Source organism: Dyadobacter ginsengisoli DSM 21015, assembly GCF_059568735.1.
This window is the reverse complement of sequence record NZ_JCANTY010000007.1, coordinates 482,124-502,592: the sequence shown is the minus strand read 5'-3', so window position 1 is coordinate 502,592 and position 20,469 is coordinate 482,124. Positions and strand designations below refer to the sequence as shown.

Below are 20,469 nucleotides of genomic sequence, written 5' to 3'. Positions count from 1 at the left end.
TAGCCATGAAAATTTCCAAAGGATCAATCATCACTTTTACGCTGGCCGCCACCGTCATGCTGGGCTGCTCCAGCGATGGCAATGTTGGTCCCGGTAACGAAGTTAACCCGGTAGAAATACCCGCAGCAGTATCGAACGGGACAACTTCCTTTGCGTTTGATTTTATTCACGCACTGCAGAAAACACAACCGGCCGGAGAGAATTTATTTGTTTCTCCGCTGAGTCTACACATGGCATTGGGAATGCTTTTGAATGGTGCGGAAAAAGAAACCGCGGCGGAAATCCGCAAGACTCTTAAAATGGATGAAGTTGAGCTATCTGAATTGAATGCGGCCTATCAGACATTAATTAAAGACTTGCCTGTGGCGGATTCAAAAGTGAGTCTTGGTCTGGCCAATTCACTTTGGCATCGGAACGATTTTACGGTCGAAAATGACTTTCAATCTGTTCTGAAAGATTCATTTGAATCAGATATCACCGGGTTACCTTTCGATAATGCTGCCAAAGATCGTATTAACAACTGGGCGAGTGATAAGACGAAAGGGAAGATCAAGAAAGTGATCGATCAGATTAGCAACGATCAGGTAATGTTCCTGATGAATGCGTTGTATTTTAAAGGAGATTGGAAATATCAGTTTGATTCGAAGAAGACGCTGGATACGCCATTTAAGCTTGAAAGCGGGCAAAACAAGAATGTGAAAATGATGTTCGCGACCTCCGATTTCAAAGTTGGTTCAGGCGGCAATTATGATGCCATACAGCTGCCTTATGCGAATGGGCAATTCAATATGACATTACTGATTCCAAGAGGACAAAGTTCGGTGGATGAAGTTATAAATTCTCTCTCCGGGCCGGGATGGGCTCAGCTGGCTGGCGGAATGAAGGGGCGAGAAGTAACTGTTGGTCTTCCCAGATTTACCCTGGACTACTCGGGTAAATTGAATGAGACTCTAAAAGGAATGGGGATTCAAAGAGCATTTGACGAGCAGGCGCAATTAGGTAAGATAAATAAAAACGCCGCTATACACGTGGATTTTGTGAAACAGGACGCGTTCCTGGGAATCGACGAGCAGGGAACGGAAGCAGCCGCGGTGACTACGATCGGAGTCGTTCTCACTTCCGCCCCGCAGGATCCACCCCGGTATGTCTGTGACAGGCCATTTGCGCTGGTGATCAGCGAAAATACTTCGAATACGATTCTCTTTATGGGCAGGATCAAGAATCCTGAAACAAAATAAAAAACCGGCCTTTCGGCCAACGAAAATATCAAAGATAAAAAATACCGGTTCGCCGGTATTTTCGGGGTGCGTTATCGTCCGATGGCTTTGCTTTCGGACGATTTTGTTTTGTGTTCCAACTAATTACGTAAAGCCAGTGTCCTGCATTTACCGAAGTAGAAATGTGATTTTTACGAGCCTCTAAAACCTGACTTTATGAAAACTAAACTTTTACTATTGATCGTCCTGGCGTGGACATGCTGGTCATGTAACGACCAATGTAAGGAAACACGCGTGGTGCGCCGGTTTAGCAATGTGACACATTCACTGATGGAGCTCAGAACAATGGTCAAGGCAGAATCGCCGAGAACATTGGAACAACCTGGAAAAATGTACGTAAAAGGAAGGTATTTGTATGTCAATGAGATAAAAAAAGGTATTCACATCATCGACAACAGTAACCCGGCAAGTCCTCGGTTTGTTGCTTTTATTAACATTCCTGGTAACGGTGATATAGCTGTTCGCGACAACATTCTTTATGCCGATAGTTTCTCCGATCTCGTTGCGATGGATATCAGCGATCCGGCCGCGACCAAAGAAGTGGGCAGAGTAAAGAATGTGTTTAAAACTGGCCTTTTCGATGGAGGTTCCTGGTCGCTCAACGAGTCGGTTGGCTCTATCAACGATACGAATGTAGAATGGGTAACAGAAACGGTGACAGTAAATTGTGAGGATAATGTTACCCCCAACTGGTGGTGGGGAGGTGGTATCTGGGCAATGGCTGATAGGGCATTTTTGAGTGGCTCCTCATCGGCTTCTCCGCAGTCGGCCGGAGGCACAAACGGGCAGGCAGGGTCGATGGCCCGCTTTGCATTAGACCGGAATTACCTTTACACAGTTGGACAAAACCAGCTCCACCTTTTTAATATTGCCAAACCTTCTCAACCTGTCGACTTTGCCACGGTGAATCTTGGTTGGGGAATCGAAACGATCTTCCCTTACGAAAATAAGCTTTTTATCGGTTCTTCCACCGGGATGTTCATCTATGACAATACCAATCCCGCAGAGCCTAAGCAGCTTTCCACATTCCAGCACGGCCGTGCCTGCGACCCCGTAGTGGTGCAGGGGGATATTGCGTATGTTACCCTCCGTACAGGTACTGCATGTGCCGGCACACAAAACCAACTCGACCTGGTCGATGTGAGCTCGCCCGAATCGCCTCAGCTGATCAAAAGCTATCAGATGGAGAATCCGCACGGATTGAGTATCGACTTTCCTACGCTGTATCTCTGCGAGGGTGAGCATGGACTGAAGGTTTTTGATGTGGCTGACAAATTTTCGGTTGATAAATATCAGCTCGCGCATTTCAAAGATATGGACGCCTATGATGTCATTTCGCTTGGAAAAACACTGCTACTGATCGGCAAGGATGGTTTTTATCAATATGACTGTACCAATCCGAAGGACTTGAAATTACTGAGCAAAATCCCGGTTGGAAAAGCGATTTGATATGAAGAAGATCGTATACCTGTTATTCCTGCTGGCTGCAACGGTTTCGCATGCACAGCAAGCCCGGCGTGTAAAGTTTGTCAATCACACGGAATTCGGGGGATTGTTCGGAAGGGTGAAGTATGTCAATCCCTATTCAGGGAATCAGGAACAGGTCGACAGCAAAACCAGCCTCACTGTTCAGACATTCAATGGTGTTCAATTGAACGGAAAGTTCTCCGCAGGCGCGACACTGGGAATGGACTGGTACAAGTCAGCGTTGTTGAACCCGGTTGCAGCCGGACTAAGGTATGACTTCCTGGGTAGGAAAAATGTCCAGCTCTTTGGGACCGCCGATGCGGGCTATGCATTTGCCTGGTTTCACGACGATTCGGAGGGCTTCGATACGAAAGGGGGCCTCATGCTAAATCCCGGCGTAGGAATGAGAGTTGGAAAGGCTGGATCAGCTGCATTTACACTTACCGCCTCCTATAAAAGGCAGGAGGCTCACGTCAAGAAAATGCCACTGGGAGATCAGAAGGAGCGGTTTGAAGATCGCGTCTATAACAGACTAGCTTTGAGATTAGGGATCAGTTTTTAAATAGATGATTAGCCATGAAAAAAATAGCTTCTTCCATTGCATTCTCGGTGTTACTGATATCCACAGCATTTCAATGCGGAGATGATGTGAATTGTTGCGATTTACCGCCATGCTCGGAGATTGCCTCTTTAAACGGCACCTGGCGCCTTCAACACTTCCAGAATATATCGACGGGCGCTATTGACGCCGACCCGGGAGTAGAGGGAAAAAGTGTTGTTTACACGTTCCAGGACAATCAGGCACAGGGAACGGTCACCGGACACACTTTCGTGAACACCGTCAGCGGCGGCTACACGTTAGGCCCGGAATGTTCGATCAAAATCAAAGCTTTTGGCGGAAGCAAAGTTGGTGAGCCCGAATGGAGCGGAAAGGCGTGGTTTCCGTCGGACTCGGCGTCATCGGGGTTTTACTCGGTTTCTGGCGACAAGCTGATTATCCGGTTTAGTAAGAATCCGGAGCAATTTGTGTTCAAAAAGGAAAAATAGGGAAGGTGATCAGACGGTGGGAGCTATACCTCCGGTTGTACCTTCCTTCCGATTTGTACCGATCTTTCGAATTCACTGACCTCTTTGACAAACATTGCTTGTCCGCGATGATACCATGCCCGGAATTTTTCTGACTGATCGACGTGCTTAGGGAGGTAGTCGAAAATTACGGAGAGGTCAAACGTCCGGGACGTGACGCCCGCTCCTGAAATAACGCCGTCAATGGCATTGCATTCCTGCTCAAAGTGATTAGGGACTGGAACCAGCATAACGGGTTTGCCCAGGTACATGGCCTCGCAAACCGATTCAAACCCCGCTGTTGTCACCAGTGCACGGCATGTGGCGAGCATTCTCAGGTATTTTTCACTATTGATCTGATGGAAAGTCAGCGTATCGTCAAATGCAAATTCCTCCGAAGCATCTGGATTATCCCAGAAAGAATGCAGCTGAACATCCCTGTGGTTCAGATGCCATTCGATGATCTGCTTGCTCAAACTGTGATGTGTCATGTAAATCAGAATGAATTCACCCTTTTGGGGAATCAACCGTGTTACATCTTTTCTGAGAAGAGGTGGTACTACGGTTATTTTCAGGTCAGGAACAGATGCGATTTCCCGGAATGACAAAGCCAGCCGTTTGGTGGCCAGCCACGAAGTGGATTTAGAATTGAGATTGATCAGGAACTGACTGAGCCGGCTGTTTTCAGGAAAGATAAACTTGGGATGCAGCAAAAGATACTGATGTGCAATGCATATCATCGGGATTCCGGATCTGTAAATGAGATTGTATAGTCCGCCGTAAGTGTCATAAAAGCTGATGATCAGATCGGGATTGATCTGACGAACAGTCTGATGAATGCTATGCAGGCTTTTTAAGTATTTCGGCAAATGTGCAATGTGAGTGGCAATCGTGCGACCGACGTTCATCCCCCCTCCCTGCGCTTGATAAATGATATTCGGAGCTTCAAAATGATGGACAGGTGCAAAGATCTGCTCCTGGAAAAATGAAGGGATATTCCGGCCCGGAGATGTTCCTACCATCGCCCCTACAACCTTATGTCCTGCACCGCGCAGGATCTGACCGAGTGAAATGGCTTGTGTCAGGTGCCCCCGGCCTTCTCCCTGAACCAGAAAAAGGATTCTCATAATTATAGATAGCGCTGGTTTCTCCCGGTGAGAAACCCGGTGAAAGCCACCTGCTTCTCCATCCCAGGAAAATTGTCAACGACTGTTTTAGTACTTGTTTTCTTAGCCGGCTTTTGGACGATTGTTTGCTGATCATAATAGAGCAAGCTCCATTGACCGTCAAAGTCTTCCACCAAGGCACTCAGAGTCTCCACCCAGTCTCCCGAATTCATATAGGTAATACCGTCGATGTTACGGATAGCGGGGTGATGGATATGCCCGCAGATCACTCCATCGCAGTTGCGGGAGCGCGCAAGCTCCGTTAGTTTCTCTTCAAAGTCTGTCATGTAGTTGACAGCCATTTTAACAGATTGCTTTACCCTTTGGGAGAGCGAATAGTAAGACAGCCCTCGCCATTCGCGATATCTATTGTAAAATTTATTGACCCAAAGCAGGAATGTGTAGCCAATATCGCCCAGGTAGGCCAGCCATTTGAGGTGTGTTGTAATCGAATCGAAGACATCGCCATGGGTAACATAAAACCGTTGTGGCCCTGATGTGAGAATATAGTCTTTTCGGATCTGAAAGTGTTTTCCAAGGCGTAGCGGGATGATCTGATCCAGGAAATCATCGTGGTTCCCACGGATGTAAATCACTTTCGTTTTATTTTCCTCTATCATTTTCAGGACGCGTTTGAAAAAAAGCGTATGTTTTCGTTTCCAAACGCCGTATTTTTTCAGTTGCCACGCATCGATGATATCGCCATTCAGGATCAGCTTTTTGCAGGTGTAGCTTTTCAGAAAATTGGTGACTTCTTCTGCCTTCGATCCGCCTGCCCCCAAGTGGATGTCCGAAATGATAATTGTCCGAAAGTGAGTTGTATCTCCCATGATACAAATTTTCTCATTTCGTATTAACTGGATATTATTCTCAGGTTATCAGTAAGTTAAGTTTCGATCATAAACTAATGCTACGAATTAATTTCAGAGGTAACCAGCGGTAGATATGCGCGAAAAACGTCATATTTACTTTTTGTTGTTACTAACTCATCAACCTATGAAAAGACTCCTTACCCTTCTGTTGTTTTGTGGTACGCCGGTTTTAGCTCAAAAGAACTATTTGCCGCACGAAGTCGAAAAAGCGGCCGAGCCGGCAGGTGGCTTGGTAACCCTCAATCAATTCATCAGTTCCAATCTCCGGATTCCGTTTCAGACGGCGGTGAAGGGAGTGAACGGGAGGGTTTATTTGAAGGGAGTCGTGGAGCCTGATGGCCGCATGAGTCAGATCGAAGTTACAAGAGGGCTGGATACATTGTGTAATGCGGAGGCAGTGCGGGTGCTAGCCATGTACAGGGCGTGGAAACCTGCGCTGTTAAAAGGGAGCAAAGTGAGGCAGGTAGTTTTCTATCCCGTGACGTTTAAGGCCGCAGCGCAGAGTAGCTACGACAGTACCAGAAGTCTGTTCGTGGATTACTATGATCAGAATTTCGAGCCTGCACCGGATCCGGCCGTGGCTCAATACCGTCGTATCTTACCTGTTAACAACCAGGGATTTGTTGCCGGCGATGTAGGATATGAAGAGTCCAGAAATAAAAAGTGGCGAAAATTGGGCGAAGCGAATTTTGTCAGAAAGGAGGTGAAATTTAAATCGAGGTACGTAAATCCGAAAGGAGACTCGCTCATTGCCTATCACATTTCTGCCCGGGATTTCAATGAAGCCAGTCACGCGACAGAAGCCACTTTTCACCAGGATGGAAGAATACTTTCCTACACGGAATATGAATTGCATGGTAAAGCCTCCCTCACCAAGGATTATGACCTGAACGGGATGGTGAGAAGGCAGCAGCTTTTCACAGATTCACTGGTTACAGACGTTCTTTGGGACGAAAACGGCCAGATCCGAAGCCATATGGAAATTCCCATTGTGAAGGCAGGGGAACGCGGAGAACCGTTTTTGCTGAACTCATGGGGGACCGACGGCACGCAATGGACGAAAGATGGGAATGGCTATTGGCGATCAGTCGGAGAAACACCGGATGGTGCCCCGCTTTTTGAGCAGGGCAAGGTCGTCAATGGCTTGAAAGATGGTAAATGGACCGGGAAACTGGCCGACAGCACACTTTTTTATGAGGAGGTGTATGATGGGGGGCTCATGAGCAGCGGATTTTCTTTTCCGTTCGGGGAGAAAGTCTCTTATACCAAGGCTACGATCAATCCGGTCTTCAAAGGCGGGATCAGCGAGTTTTACAAGTTCCTTGCGATGAATATCAGATATCCTGGCGAAGCCGCGAGAAGAGGGGCGTCAGGAAGGGTCATGCTTTCGTTTGTGGTGTGTGAAGATGGTTCGATGTGTGACTATAAAGTAGAAAGCAGTGTCGGATTTGGCCTGGATGACGAGGCGCTGCGGGTGGTGAAAATGATGAATGGGAAGTGGGAGCCGGGTGTCATGCGGGGCCGGAAAGTGAGGGTCAAGTACAATGTTCCCGTTAATTTCCAACTCCAGGGCAGCTACGCCAGGTAATATTGTCCATTCAAGCCACTCATCCTGTCCCGGAGCCGTCAGTCGGCTCCGGGACTTTTTTATCCAAATTAAGAAGGATAGTTGATTGTGATTCGATAATATTGTGATATCATTTTAATATCAAATTCCGAAAGCTATGATTGAAAAAGAATTACGCTCCATGTCTGGCTATCTGCTATTTGTGATTGGCCTGGTGATGTTGTTTGGTGGGTTTGTGACTATTGTCACAGGCGGCGACCCGCTTGCCGGAGGCATTATTTCCGCAATCGGTTTCATTATCCTGATCGGGTTGACGGTGATCAACCCCAACGAGGCTGTCGTAACGACATTTTTCGGCGACTATATGGGGACTATGAAGCAGAATGGCTTGCGTTGGGTAAACCCCTTGTTCAGGAGAAAAAAAATCAGTTTGCGCGCCCGCAACCTCAATGGGCAGAAATTGAAAGTGAACGACAAGCTGGGTAACCCGATAGAAATTGCTGCGGTAGTTGTTTGGCGGGTGGGCGACACAGCCAAATCATCATTCGAAGTGGATGACTACGTTAAATATGTGGAAATACAGTCGGAAGCGGCGGTGCGGCATTTGGCGGGTATCTATGCCTACGATTCTATGGAGGATGAGGAAGCCAATACTCAGGAAGTAACTTTGCGCGACGGCAGCGGTAAGATCAACGAAATGCTGGAAGCTGAGCTGACTGAGCGGCTGAGCAGGGCAGGTATCGACGTGTTGGAATCGAGGATCAGCCACCTTGCCTACGCACCGGAGATTGCCGGCGCCATGTTACAGCGTCAGCAAGCATCAGCAGTGGTTGCAGCCCGGAGACAGATCGTAAATGGGGCAGTGGGAATGGTGGATATGGCATTGGCAATGCTTTCTGAAAAAGGAATCGTGCAGTTGGACGAAGAGCGGAAGGCGGCGATGGTGAGTAACTTGCTGGTAGTTTTGTGTGGTGAAAAAGCGGCGACACCCATTCTGAACGCCGGTACCTTGTATCCATAATATGGCGGAGAAAAAAGCATTTGTATTGCGGATCAATCCTGATATGCTTAGGGAACTGGAAACCTGGGCACAGCAGGATTTTCGCAGTTTGAACGGTCAGATCGAATATTTGCTCAGCGAGGCATTGAAAAAACAAAGGCGCTCAAAATCAAAGGGAAGCAATGGAGACGATGTAAAAGAATAATTAAAATGTTAAAATTGCACTCATATAGTTGTCGTACTAATTTTCCAAGGCTCATATGAAGCAAATATTCAGGACACTTTCATTAACAATCTTATCGTTTCAGCTTTTTGCGCAAATTCCCGACACTTTCCAATGGCTGCCCGATGGCAGTGGCTACCGGGATTTAAGCGACGGGCAGATCGTCGAAGTGACACTTCCGGCTAATCAGGAAAAAATAATCGTTTCCGAAGCGCAATTAACACCGTCTGGTTCAGCCGCGTTACCTGTCCGCAGCTACTCGATTAATAAGGCTGGTGATAAGGTTTTGATTTACACCAACACCAAAAAAGTGTGGCGCTATGACACCCGTGGAAATTACTGGGTGCTGGACCTCGCCTCAAAATCGCTGAAACAATTGGGAAAGGGCTTGCCCGAATCATCGCTGATGTTCGCGAAATTTTCACCGGACGGTAAAAAAGTAGCCTACGTGAGCAGGCATAACGTGTATGTGGAGGATGTTCAGACCAATGCTGTCAAACAACTTACCACAGATGGTACCGATCGCGTGATCAATGGCACTTTTGACTGGGTCTACGAGGAAGAATTCGACTGCCGTGATGGTTTCCGTTGGAGCGAGGATAGCAAATCCATCGCCTACTGGCAGCTCGATGCGCGCAAAATCCGTAACTTCCTGATGATCAATACCACAGATTCCATTTACTCCTTCAATGTTCCGGTGGAGTATCCGAAAGTTGGCGAAACGCCTTCTCCCTACAAGATTGGAGTAGTGGATATCGCTTCGGCCCAAACCAAATGGATGAATATTCCGGGTGACCCGCAGAATACCTATGTGCCGCGAATGGAGTGGTCGGGCATGCCTAATGAGCTCGTGATCCAGCAGCTGAACCGCAAGCAGAACGAAAGCACATTGTTTTATATCAATGCCACAGACGGAAGTGCCAAACCATTCTATACCGAAAAGGACGAGGCGTGGATCGACATTAAAAGCCGCTGGGAAAACGACCCGATGGGTTGGGACTGGATCAATGGCGGCAAGGAATTCCTGTGGGTAAGTGAAAAAGATGGCTGGCGTCACACTTATCGCGTGAGCCGCGACGGCAAAAAAGAAACGCTGATCACCGCAGGTAATTTTGATATGATCAACCCGGTGCGGATCGATGAAAAGAATAATACCTATTACTTCATGGCCTCGCCCGATAATGCTACGCAGAGCTATTTGTACAAAACTTCTCTGGACGGCAAAGGCACGCCGGTACGTATTACCCCTGTCGATCAGGCTGGAACGCATGCTTACGACATTTCGCCGCTCGCTAAATTTGGTCGTCATCAGTTCTCGAACGCCAAAACATCGCCTTTGGTAGAATGGATTTCGTTCCCTAAACATGTTTCGATAGATCCCAACAATTCCATCGCACAGTCAAAAGACAAGGTCAATTCGTCAAAAGCGGATATCGAGTTTTTCAAGGTTAAGACCGAAGAGGGCGTGGAAATCGACGCGTGGATGGTAAAACCTACCAATTTTGACGCAAACAAGAAGTATCCGATTGTGTTCATGGTTTACGGCGAAGCTGCGGGAAGTACTGTAAAAGACGTCTGGGGAACCGGCAGGAACCGTTTGTATGCAGGCAGTATGGCTGATGACGGGTACATTTACGCTTCCATCGACAACCGTGGAACGCCTTCTCCCAAAGGAGCTAAATGGCGTAAGGCGATTTACCGCAACATTGGCCGCATCAATATCAAGGATATGGACGGCGCTGCTACTGCCATGTTCAAACAATTTGCATTCATCGACACCAGCCGCGTTGCGGTACACGGATGGAGTGGCGGCGGTTCGTCAACATTGAACCTGCTTTTCCAATATCCGCAGCATTTCAAAACCGGTATTGCTGTCGCAGCGGTGGCCAATCAACTTACTTACGATAACATCTATCAGGAGCGTTATATGGGTATTCCGCAAGAAAACCGCGAAGATTTCATCAAAGGGTCGCCGATTACCCATGCGAAAAATTTACGGGGTAATCTGTTGTACATCCATGGGACCGGCGATGATAACGTGCATTACCAGAATGCGGAAATGTTGGTCAACGAGCTGATCAAAGCCAACAAGGTATTCCAGTTTATGCCTTATCCAAACCGCACGCATAGCATTTCAGAAGGTGAAGGTACCTCACGGCATTTACAGTCACTGTTTACAGATTATTTGAGAAAGAACTGCCCTCCGGGAGCGAAATAATGCTGGGAAAGATATTACGCGCAATAGGCCTGGCGGGACTGATCCCGCTTGGCTGCCTTGGGCAGCTGAGCGAGGGTACGAAGGCCGGGATTAACACGGGCACAGGGCTCAACGCTCCGAAATCTGGCGTTTTTTGGACGTCGCCGGCGGAGCAGCCCGGCGTGGTCGGCGATTTCTATATTGATTCACTTTGGCATGATGGCGATGTAAAACTGATGAAGCCGGTCTCGCAAATAGGCGGGCATGAATCGGACTCGATTGCGGGCATCAGCATTCGCTACAATATTCTCAATGAGGAGCTGGAAGTGCTGGCCGATAAGGCGAAGAAGGACATTCGTGTGATTCGCGGGAGTCAGATCAAAAGTTTCACGACTCATTATGGCCTGGGAGATGTAAGGTATGTAAACCTGGCGATTTATGACCCGAAAGGCGGGTCAAAGGGTTTCGGAGCGGTACTTGCCTCAGGTAGGATTACGTTTGTGAAAGTGTATAAGCCAAAAATCAACAAGCCGAACTACAACCCCGCCTTTGGCACGGGCGAAAAGAACACGGTTGTTCGTCTGTCGACAAATTATTACCTGCTTTCAGGTTCAGGAGTGCAAAAAGTCAGTTTGAGCAAAAAGAGCATTCTGCCGCTGATGACTGACAAGAAACAGGAAGTGGATCGCTATTTAAAGGAACACGATCCGGACCTTAAAGACGAAACGCAGGTAGCAAGCCTTATCCAATATTACAATTCAAAATAGCAAAAACTGAGAATGCTGATCTATCAAAAATGTCAGAAGGATTGTTAGTGCCAGACCCGCTTGGAAGTTCGTTGAAAATGCATTGCAATGTCAATGGATTTGAGTATGGTTGGCATGAGATTATGTTGCGGGAGTTAACGATTCGGGTGATATAGTCAAAGCCCAGTTGTTTAAACGACAACTATCAGAAGCAATAACTCAAGAATCGATTACCCTAGATGAGTATGAAGCTCTAACCGGAGAAGACTTCGATACTCAGGAAGATTTAACAAAATGGCTGAAAAGTATTTGGAAATTGCTCTATGGAGACGACTCATTCATGTGATCAAATCTGAAGCAATTTCCAAGACTTTCAACGGCTACTTCCCATACAGCTTTTTAGCCGCCGACTCATATTTGTCACCTGCGCTCCATTGTGGTGCGGTTTTACGGTCGGCGATGAGCCGTGTAGCATAAGTGTAGGCCTGACTGAATTTGAGCAGATAGTTGAAATCGATGGTTTCGGGATTGTCACTTACCTGGTGATAGTTTTTCATGATATCTCCATTAAATTCCTTGAAACCAGGCGTGAAAGTCGGTGCAGGAACGCCTTCTTTGGCGAAACTCACATTATCCGATCGGTCGAAAAGGCCTTGCTCCGGGGAAGGATCGGCGAAAACACCCAGGCCAAACGCCTTACAAGCTGCTTCGATCTCCGCACGCGCCCCGGTACGGTCGAGACCCATTACCGAAACGATGGTAGTATCGTTATATCCCGCGCCGTCGGAATTCATATTGAAAATGCATTTGTTCAAAGGCATGATCGGATGTGACGCGTAATATTTGCTGCCTAGCAAGCCTACTTCCTCGCCGGTCAATGCTACGAGAACAATCGAACGTTTTGGTGGATTTTTGGCCAATGCTTCGGCCGCGGTGAGCAAGGCAGTTGCACCAAACGCATTGTCGCGCGCGCCATTGAAAATACTGTCCTCGGGTGTATACGTCTGCCCGCCTTGCTTGCCTACGCCCACGTGGTCGTAATGCGCGGAAAGCAGGATGTATTCTTCTTTCAATTTGGCGTCGGTACCCGCGATGTAGCCGGCCACATTATAGCTGTAAACAGGCTTGGCAACTCTTCCAGAAGTTCTAAAAGTAACCTCTTTTACGGCACGCAATGCACGAGCGAATTTGGCTTCCTTGCCGTTCACCCAGGCATGTGGGATCGATTTGGCAGCTGAACCCTCCGCCAGCGATATTTTTTCTCCTGCAAAAAACTTGCTTACGGTATTCCAGGGAATAGGCGCATTGAAAAGCTCTATAACGGCAATAGCGCCCTTGTTCTGGGCAATTTTGCGCTTTTCGGTCGAAGTAGCGATGATTTCGGAGGGCGTCTGGGTTTCCGGAGTGCCGCTTTCTACCAGTACAATTTTGCCTTTTACGTCCAGGCCTTTGTAATCATCCCAATTCTTGGCTGTATTTTCCAGCCCGAAACTGGCATAAATGAGCGGCGCCTTCAAATCCACGGCGTCGCCGCTCATAAGGATCCAGTCGGTGCCGCTTTTCATTATCTCGGCATCCGCGGCGATCTCACCGGCGCCATTAGCTCCCATTTTTTCGAACGGTACCCGCTGGAAATAGCTGGATGTACCGCTTTCGGTATTGCCTGGAACGGGTACGACGCCCATTTTACGGAATTGCTCGGCGATGTAGCGGGCCGCTATGAAGTTCCCCTGCTCGCCGGTACGTCTGCCCAAGAGCTCGTCACCGGCCAGGAAGCGCATATGGGCTTCGGTTTCCGACTTTTTGATCTGGAATTCAGGAAGTGAAGAGGTCTTTTTCTGGGCGTTGGCTTGGAGGGTAAGCACCAACCCCAGCGGGAGCAGAAGCAAAGGTAGTTTCATGACTGTTTTTGTGATGATTTTAAAAAAGGGAATGTGAAGATGTAAGATAATCAGACATCTTCACATTGCATATTGCAGAAATTGGAAATCGTTACCGCTTGTTAAGTATCACTGCCGCCTCCTTCGCGAAATAGGTCAGGATGCATTTGGCACCTGCGCGACGGATACTCGTAAGTACTTCCATCATCGCCCGGTCGCCATCGAGCCAGCCATTCAATGCGGCAGCCTTGATCATGGCATATTCTCCTGAAACATTATAGGCGGCGATCGGAATATCAAAATTTTCATCCAGCAAGCGGATAATATCAAGGTATGACAATGCGGGTTTGACCATCAGCATATCGGCGCCTTCTTCAAAGTCGAGCTGTGCTTCCAGAAGCGCCTCGCGTTTGTTGGCAGGATTCATCTGGTAGGTTTTTTTATCTCCGAATTTCGGGGCCGATTCCAACGCATCCCGGAACGGGCCATAAAATGCGCTCGCATATTTGGCCGAATAAGACATAATACTCACATCTGTGAATCCGTGCGCATCGAGGTGCCTGCGGATGTAGCCCACGCGCCCGTCCATCATATCGCTCGGGCCGAGGATATCGGCACCTGCCTTTGCCTGGGCCAGGGACATACTGCCGAGGATTTCAAGCGTCGCGTCGTTCAGGATTTTACCGTTTTCGACCAGGCCGTCGTGCCCGTCCGAACTGTACGGGTCCATCGCCACGTCCGTCATGATAACGAGTTCGGGAAACTGTTCCTTTATGGCCGTGATGGCTTTCAGATAAAAGGTATCCTCGCGGTAGCTCTCCGAGGCGAGCCGGTCTTTTTTGCTTTCGGGATAGTTCGGAAAAAGGTCGATGGCCCGGATACCCAGGTCAGTGACGATTTTGAGCTCTTCCAGCAGATTGTCAAGGGAATAGCGATAAATGCCGGGCATCGACTTGACTTCTGTTTGCTGCCGGGTACCTTCAACTACAAACATCGGGTAAATAAAATCGGATACCTGCAATGTGGTCTCCTGAACCAGGTCTCTGACACCGGCGGACTTTCTATTGCGTCTGGGACGACGTGATAACTGAATCATAATGGGCAGTCGGCGATCGGCTTTCGGCCGTCGGCTTTTTATGGAAGCTTATTGAAGTACTTCAGCAAAACCAAGCAAAGAACCACAGAGTTTCCCAAACCGCCCCTTTTTAGAACAACCAATCTCCATTCCTCCTTACTTCCTTCAACCCACCATCAGCTTAAAACCCTCACCATGGAGGTTCATGATCTGGATGGATGGATCTTCGCGCAGGTATTTGCGGAGTTTGGTAATGTAAACGTCCATACTTCGGGCATTGAAATAGGAATCATCTCCCCAAATGGTTTTGAGGGCGAAGCTGCGGCTAATGGGTTGGTTGAGGTTCTGGCAGAAAAGCTTCAGTAATTCGGATTCCTTACTAGTCAGGCGGGCTGATTTGTCGTTGTTGGCCAACTGCTGGTGGCTGTAATCGAAAGTATATTGACCAATCTTAAAAATATTGGTTTCCTCAGGCTGATCGGTTTGCCGTTTGTAGCGCCTCAGAATGGCCTCAATCCGCATCAAAAGCTCCTCCCGGTCGAATGGCTTGGTCACATAATCATCGGCACCCACCCGGAATCCCTGCATGGTATCCTCTTTCATCGATTTGGCCGTGAGGAAAATGATGGGTACGTCCCTGCCGCTCATTCTGACTTCCTTGGCCAGAGAGAACCCATCCTTTTTGGGCATCATCACATCGAATATGCATAAATCATATTCTTTGTCCACAAAATGCTGCCATCCCTTCTGTCCATCAGTAGCAAGGTCAGTAGGAAAGCCTTTATCTGTCAGATATTCCTGAAGAAGCATTCCCAGATTGGCGTCATCTTCAACAAGTAAGAGGTTGGGCATTGGAAAATAATGGGTCGGTTAGGTTTGCAAGATATTCATTATGCAACCGGGTGAATGATGCAGGAATAACAGAAATTCAGAAAAATTGCTGAATGGTTACATCGTGCGTAAATTAACCCGATAAAACTAGCGATCTTTCGTATCTCTGAAACCTTCATAACTCATAAAAAATGTTAAAATTCATTCTCTGGGTTGCCGCGATCCTTGTGATCCTTGGTATCGTCTTTATATCGGGCCCCAAAGTGCCGGAAGCGCGTCTTACGCCGGTTCTGCCCACCGTTACCAGCGATCTGACGAAGCTGGAAGAAGAGATTAACAGAACTGAAAAGTCTACGCCGCTGCTGAAACCCGATAATGAGGCACGTATTGTCTGGGCTAATGACAGCTTAAAGCAAAAAACTACATACAGCATTGTATACATCCATGGCTTTGGTGCGAGCTGGGCGGAGGGCGACCCGATCCACAAAGACCTCGCCCGAAAGTACGGAGCCAATCTCTACCTCTCACGTATGCACGATGCCGGTATCGCCGATACGAATGCGTTCGATGACCTTACCCCCGCGAATTTTCTGGCGGGAGCAAAAAGGGCATTGGCCATTGGAAAGGTGCTGGGCGACAGTGTGATCGTGATAGGAACGTCGGCGGGAGGCTTGTTGTCGGTGTATCTTGCGGCCACGCATCCCGAAATCAAGGGACTGGTGCTTTACTCCCCATGTATGGCCATTGCAAACCCTGCAATGAAACTGGTTACGGGCCCGTGGGGGCAGCAAATCATGCATAAAGCAATGGGTACGCACAATATGGGAAAAGATTCCATTCCCGAACAGGCCCAGTTCTGGCTGCAGGGATATCATACCAACGGGCTGACCACATTGCAACAGATGATCGATGCTATTGCACGACCTGAGATTTATGCCGAGGTGAAAATACCCGTTTTTGTAGGTTACTATTATAAAAATGACAAAGAACAGGACAAGGTGGTTTCGGTGAAGGCGATCCGCGAGATGTTTGCAGGCTTGGGCACACCGGCCGAAATGAAGGAAGAAAAGGCATTTCCTGAAAGCGGCGACCATGTAATCGGTTCACACTTACGCTCGAAGGATGTAAAAGGGGTGTACGAAGCAACAGACCGATTTTTTCAGGAAAAGCTGCATTTGAAACCAGTAGAAAAGCTTGCGGTTCAGCCTTGACCTAATACGTGAACGATGCCCGGAAGGTATATCATGTGGTTTAACCCGCTAAAAATGCTTTACTTTGCCGGCTGAAACGGACATATCCTAATTAATCTACAATAGAAGGAAAAACATGGCTTACGGTTTATTAAAAGGAAAAAGGGGAATCATATCGGGCGCTTTGGACGAAAATTCCATCGCATGGAAAATTGCGCTGAAAGCAAAGGAAGAAGGTGCTACGTTTGTTTTGACCAACGCGCCTATCGCGATGCGCATGGGTGCTATCAACGACCTGGCCAAGCAATGCGAAGCAGAGATTATCCCCGCTGATGCCACTTCCCTGGAAGATATCGAAAACCTTTTCACCAAATCGACCGAGATCCTGGGTGGTAAGATCGACTTCGTACTGCATTCGATCGGCATGTCGCTCAATGTGCGTAAGGGAAAATCTTACGGCGATCTGAACTACGACTGGTTTCAGAAAGGCGTGGACATCTCCGCGCTTTCGCTGCACAAATTTTTGCAGGTGGCCGAAAAACTCGACGCGATCAACGATTGGGGATCGGTTGTGGCATTATCCTACATCGCGGCCCAAAGAACTTATTCGTTTTACAGTGACATGGCGGAAGCGAAAGCCATGCTGGAAAGCATCGCACGCAGCTATGGCTACCGCTACGGAAAAGCTAAAAATGTACGTGTGAATACGATCTCTCAATCACCCACCAAAACGAAGGCGGGATCAGGCATTGAAGGATTTGACGCATTCTATGATTTTGCGGAAAAAATGAGCCCGCTAGGGAATGCATCGGCAGATGATTGTGCAAATTATGCGATCACGCTCTTCTCTGACCTGACGCGTTTCGTAACGATGCAGAACCTGTATCACGACGGTGGTTATTCTTCAACTGGTATTTCCGAAGAGCTGGTAACCATGATCCAGCAACAGCACCAGCAATAATATATATTTCCATATATAGAAAACCCTTCAAGGCACGCGTTTTGAAGGGTTTTCTTTTTGTATTAAAATAAATGCGCTGAGCATCCGTTTCGCGTTGTGTAATATTTGTGAACCAATTAGTTTCGCCAAATAATTTCAATGTATGAATCACCAGACCAATCACCCCCCTTTCAGCAAACTCAGGGAGCAGGTAAGCCGCCTGTTGCTCGCAGCCATGTTCCTCACTGTGTTTTCATGTGGAAGCGAAAAGGAGGCCGCTGAGGCCGTTCCGGATCCGCCGCTCTACACGCTGGTGTTTCTGGATAAAACACAAAGTGTGCACGTCGACAAGCAATATGTCAACCAGAAATACCGGCAGGCACTGACAGACATCGTTGAGAACAATATGAAGAACAAGGGCGATAAACTGGAAGTATACTTTATCCATGAAAATACGTCCAAGGCAAAGGCGCTCTCGCTGACAGTTCGCAGCGAAAAAGACAATCTTGAAGGTGTCAATGCAACTGACCGTGAGGGGATCGAGACGGCTTTTCAGCTGGCATTGCAGAAAGAAAAGGGCATTTACCTTCGTCAGCTGCTGACAAAACTTAATCAGCAGAACACAGGCTCGTCTAATCTGTCGACCGATATCTGGGCGAGTCTGCCCGTTATCGCCAAGGCGGGCGAAAGCGGTTCGGATGTAAAAGTGTATTATTTCAGTGATATGGTGGAAAGTGTAAAAGGTGCCGACCGTCGCGATTTTCACACCAATCCGCCTAAAAGTGACGCGGAAGCCGAGACCGACGCAAAAACAGATATTAAAAAACTGGAACGTTACGCGATCGGGTCTCCGCAGGTCACGATTGTATCGCCATTCGAGCCTACTGCTTCAAGTAAGGAAAACAATCCACATGTGACGCATTACTGGCAGACATTGTTCCAGGAACTGGGTGGGGTAAGTGTAGAAGAGCTTTAAGTATTACATTTATAGATTTTGAATGACTTTCAGAGGCTTTCAGATTCTCCTTGTCGTCGAAAATGGCGCGAATGGGAATCTGGAAGCCTTCGACGACGAAGCTCTTTACATCGCCGGCGGCAGATTTAAGGATCAGCTGATATTCCTTGCCGATCAGGTGACATTGTTGTAGAATTCCAGTCGTTTTTCCCTTTCTCAATCAGGCGCGACCTTTACCTCCTCCATGGGAAGATATGCGTCCGGCACATTCATGATTTCGGGAAAAATACGGTTACTCATGTCAAAAGTGGCGTTTCCAAATTAATAAAGTTTAGAGGTAAATAATAGGCCAGGAATGCTTTACCCAGCCCAGTTCTCCCGATCCAGACTCCGGTATTGAATCGCCTCTGCAAGGTGTTCGACCTTGATTTCGTCACTATCGGCCAGGTCGGCGATGGTGCGGGAAACTTTGAGAATGCGGTCGTAGGCCCTGGCCGATAAGCCGAGTCGTTCCATGGCTTTGCGCAGCAACATTTTGCCCGCATCACCGATCTCGCAAATCTGCTTTACCATTTCGGGAGTCATCATGGCATTGGAATAGATTTCCTTGTAATCCCTGAACCGGTCGGTCTGACGCTGACGTGCACAGATCACCCGTTCGCGGATCTGGCTGCTACTTTCCGATTTGCGGGTGGAAGATATCTGATCGAAAGACACCGGTGTTACTTCTACGTGCAGGTCAATACGGTCGAGCAACGGACCGCTGATTTTGTTGAGGTACTTCTGAACGACGCCCGGTCCGCAGACGCAATTCTTTTCGGGGTGATTATAGTAGCCGCACGGACAAGGATTCATACTCGCGATCAGCATAAAATTAGCGGGGAACTCTACCGACATTTTAGCCCGCGAAATGCTTACTTTCCTTTCTTCCAATGGCTGGCGCATTACTTCGAGGACCGTTCTTTTGAACTCCGGAAGCTCATCCAGAAAGAGGACTCCGTGGTGGGAAAGAGAAATTTCTCCGGGCTGCGGGTAGCTTCCGCCCCCCACTAGTGCTACGTCGCTGATGGAATGGTGTGGCGAACGGAATGGCCTGCGAGAAACCAATGTGGCCTGCTTACCCAGCTTACCCGCCACAGAATGAATTTTGGTTGTTTCCAATGCTTCGGGCAGGCTCAACGGCGGCAATATGCCCGGTATACGCTTGGCCAGCATTGTTTTTCCGGCTCCCGGCGGGCCAATCATAATGGCATTGTGGCCGCCCGCTGCCGCGATTTCCAGTGCCCGTTTGATGTTTTCCTGGCCCTGCACGTGTTCGAAATCGGCCTCATACTCGTTCTGAGTAGAGAAAAACAGATCGCGCGTGTCCACACGAAGCGGCTCGATATCCCGGGTGCCTTTGAAGAAGTCGATGGCGTCGCTTAATGTTTCGACGGGGATGATGTCGATATTGTTGACAATGGCGGCTTCATGCGCATTTTCGGAAGGGAGGACGATTCCTTTGAAACCCTGTTTCCGGACTTCGATGGCAATGGGCAGTACACCCCTGATGGGCCGCAGGATGCCGTCGAGCGACAATTCTCCCAGGATAATGTAGTCCTCGGTATTTCGCAGGCAGGTCAGCTGGTCCGAGCATTGTAAAGTGCACAATGCAATGGCGAGGTCGTAGGCCGAACCTTCCTTGCGGATATCTGCCGGTGCAAGGTTGACGACCAGCTTTTGCCGGGGCATCTTATAGCCGAAATGTTTGAGAGAGGCTTCAACGCGCTGTTGGCTTTCCTTTACCGCACTGTCGGCAAGACCAACCATGTAGAAACCGAGACCCTGGCCGACGTTTACTTCAATGGTAATGACAGTGGCGTCCACGCCAAACACGGCACTTCCATAGGTTTTGGCAAGCATAAGTGTGTGTTTTGAGTAAATAGAAAGATTTCCGGCAAAAATAGCAGAAAAAGGATAAACTGACCAATATTCTGAAATAGCTTGCTGATCAATGGATTGATGTCTATTTTGAAGTC

General features: G+C 48.2%; 19 protein-coding genes. 13 read left to right on the top strand and 6 right to left on the bottom strand.

The window, feature by feature from the left end; all coding sequences use genetic code 11:
• Positions 1-5 precede the first annotated feature (5 nt).
• The 4 genes from BP71_RS26970 (at position 6) to BP71_RS26955 (ending at position 3,791) form a co-directional block, all read left to right on the top strand.
• Complete coding sequence (locus tag BP71_RS26970) at positions 6-1,238, top strand: serpin family protein (protein ID WP_496384674.1); 1,233 nt, start codon at positions 6-8, stop codon at positions 1,236-1,238.
• 195 nt (positions 1,239-1,433) lie between these two features.
• On the top strand, positions 1,434-2,726 hold the full coding sequence (locus BP71_RS26965; protein ID WP_496384673.1) for an LVIVD repeat-containing protein: 1,293 nt from the start codon (positions 1,434-1,436) through the stop codon (positions 2,724-2,726).
• Position 2,727: 1 nt separating this feature from the next.
• Positions 2,728-3,306, top strand: a complete 579-nt coding sequence (locus BP71_RS26960; protein WP_496384672.1) for a hypothetical protein — start codon at positions 2,728-2,730, stop codon at positions 3,304-3,306.
• 14 nt (positions 3,307-3,320) lie between these two features.
• Entirely contained in the window at positions 3,321-3,791 is a 471-nt protein-coding gene (locus BP71_RS26955) for an META domain-containing protein (protein ID WP_496384671.1), read from the top strand.
• A 23-nt stretch (positions 3,792-3,814) separates the two neighbouring features.
• Here BP71_RS26955 and BP71_RS26950 read toward each other — a convergent pair whose 3' ends face one another.
• Together BP71_RS26950 and BP71_RS26945 are read right to left on the bottom strand one after the other, a co-directional pair.
• Positions 3,815-4,936 carry a glycosyltransferase family protein gene (locus BP71_RS26950; protein ID WP_496384670.1) on the bottom strand — a complete coding sequence of 374 codons (1,122 nt, stop codon included), beginning with the start codon at positions 4,934-4,936 and terminating at the stop codon, positions 3,815-3,817.
• A 2-nt stretch (positions 4,937-4,938) separates the two neighbouring features.
• On the bottom strand, positions 4,939-5,805 hold the full coding sequence (locus tag BP71_RS26945) for a UDP-2,3-diacylglucosamine diphosphatase (RefSeq protein WP_496384669.1): 867 nt from the start codon (positions 5,803-5,805) through the stop codon (positions 4,939-4,941).
• A 166-nt stretch (positions 5,806-5,971) separates the two neighbouring features.
• On the opposite strand from BP71_RS26945, the gene BP71_RS26940 reads away from it, so the two are divergent.
• The 5 genes from BP71_RS26940 (at position 5,972) to BP71_RS26920 (ending at position 11,601) form a co-directional block, all read left to right on the top strand.
• Entirely contained in the window at positions 5,972-7,435 is a 1,464-nt protein-coding gene (locus tag BP71_RS26940) for an energy transducer TonB (protein ID WP_496384668.1), read from the top strand.
• A 136-nt stretch (positions 7,436-7,571) separates the two neighbouring features.
• Positions 7,572-8,435, top strand: a complete 864-nt coding sequence (locus BP71_RS26935; protein ID WP_496384667.1) for an SPFH domain-containing protein — start codon at positions 7,572-7,574, stop codon at positions 8,433-8,435.
• Between the two features lies 1 nt (position 8,436).
• Entirely contained in the window at positions 8,437-8,619 is a 183-nt protein-coding gene (locus BP71_RS26930) for a type II toxin-antitoxin system antitoxin (protein ID WP_496384666.1), read from the top strand.
• Positions 8,620-8,674: 55 nt separating this feature from the next.
• The gene (locus BP71_RS26925) at positions 8,675-10,855 is read left to right on the top strand and encodes a S9 family peptidase (RefSeq protein WP_496384665.1); all 2,181 of its coding nucleotides are present in this window, start codon (positions 8,675-8,677) and stop codon (positions 10,853-10,855) included.
• Positions 10,855-11,601 (top strand): hypothetical protein, encoded by a 747-nt coding sequence (locus BP71_RS26920; protein WP_496384664.1) that lies wholly within the window; start codon positions 10,855-10,857, stop codon positions 11,599-11,601. The genes BP71_RS26925 and BP71_RS26920 overlap by 1 nt, the downstream gene beginning before the upstream one ends.
• Before the next feature lie 359 nt (positions 11,602-11,960).
• On the opposite strand, the gene BP71_RS26915 is transcribed toward BP71_RS26920, so the two are convergent.
• The 3 genes from BP71_RS26915 to BP71_RS26905 form a co-directional block, all read right to left on the bottom strand.
• Positions 11,961-13,481, bottom strand: a complete 1,521-nt coding sequence (locus BP71_RS26915) for a M28 family peptidase (RefSeq protein WP_496384663.1) — start codon at positions 13,479-13,481, stop codon at positions 11,961-11,963.
• A gap of 91 nt (positions 13,482-13,572) precedes the next feature.
• Positions 13,573-14,556, bottom strand: coding sequence for a porphobilinogen synthase (gene hemB, locus BP71_RS26910; RefSeq protein ID WP_496384662.1), 984 nt, complete (start codon positions 14,554-14,556; stop codon positions 13,573-13,575).
• A gap of 144 nt (positions 14,557-14,700) precedes the next feature.
• Positions 14,701-15,387, bottom strand: coding sequence for a response regulator transcription factor (locus BP71_RS26905; protein ID WP_496384661.1), 687 nt, complete (start codon positions 15,385-15,387; stop codon positions 14,701-14,703).
• 170 nt (positions 15,388-15,557) lie between these two features.
• Here BP71_RS26905 and BP71_RS26900 point away from each other — a divergent pair, with 170 nt between their 5' ends.
• The 4 genes from BP71_RS26900 (at position 15,558) to BP71_RS26885 (ending at position 18,644) form a co-directional block, all read left to right on the top strand.
• The gene (locus BP71_RS26900; protein ID WP_496384660.1) at positions 15,558-16,577 is read left to right on the top strand and encodes an alpha/beta hydrolase; all 1,020 of its coding nucleotides are present in this window, start codon (positions 15,558-15,560) and stop codon (positions 16,575-16,577) included.
• A 115-nt stretch (positions 16,578-16,692) separates the two neighbouring features.
• Positions 16,693-17,517, top strand: coding sequence for an enoyl-ACP reductase FabI (locus tag BP71_RS26895; protein ID WP_295929348.1), 825 nt, complete (start codon positions 16,693-16,695; stop codon positions 17,515-17,517).
• A 142-nt stretch (positions 17,518-17,659) separates the two neighbouring features.
• On the top strand, positions 17,660-18,472 hold the full coding sequence (locus BP71_RS26890) for a hypothetical protein (protein WP_496384659.1): 813 nt from the start codon (positions 17,660-17,662) through the stop codon (positions 18,470-18,472).
• 22 nt (positions 18,473-18,494) lie between these two features.
• Positions 18,495-18,644 (top strand): hypothetical protein, encoded by a 150-nt coding sequence (locus tag BP71_RS26885; protein WP_496384658.1) that lies wholly within the window; start codon positions 18,495-18,497, stop codon positions 18,642-18,644.
• A gap of 167 nt (positions 18,645-18,811) precedes the next feature.
• On the opposite strand, the gene BP71_RS26880 is transcribed toward BP71_RS26885, so the two are convergent.
• Positions 18,812-20,353: a YifB family Mg chelatase-like AAA ATPase gene (locus tag BP71_RS26880; protein WP_496384657.1), complete on the bottom strand. Its 1,542-nt coding sequence runs from the start codon at positions 20,351-20,353 to the stop codon at positions 18,812-18,814.
• Between the last annotated feature and the right edge of the window lie 116 nt (positions 20,354-20,469).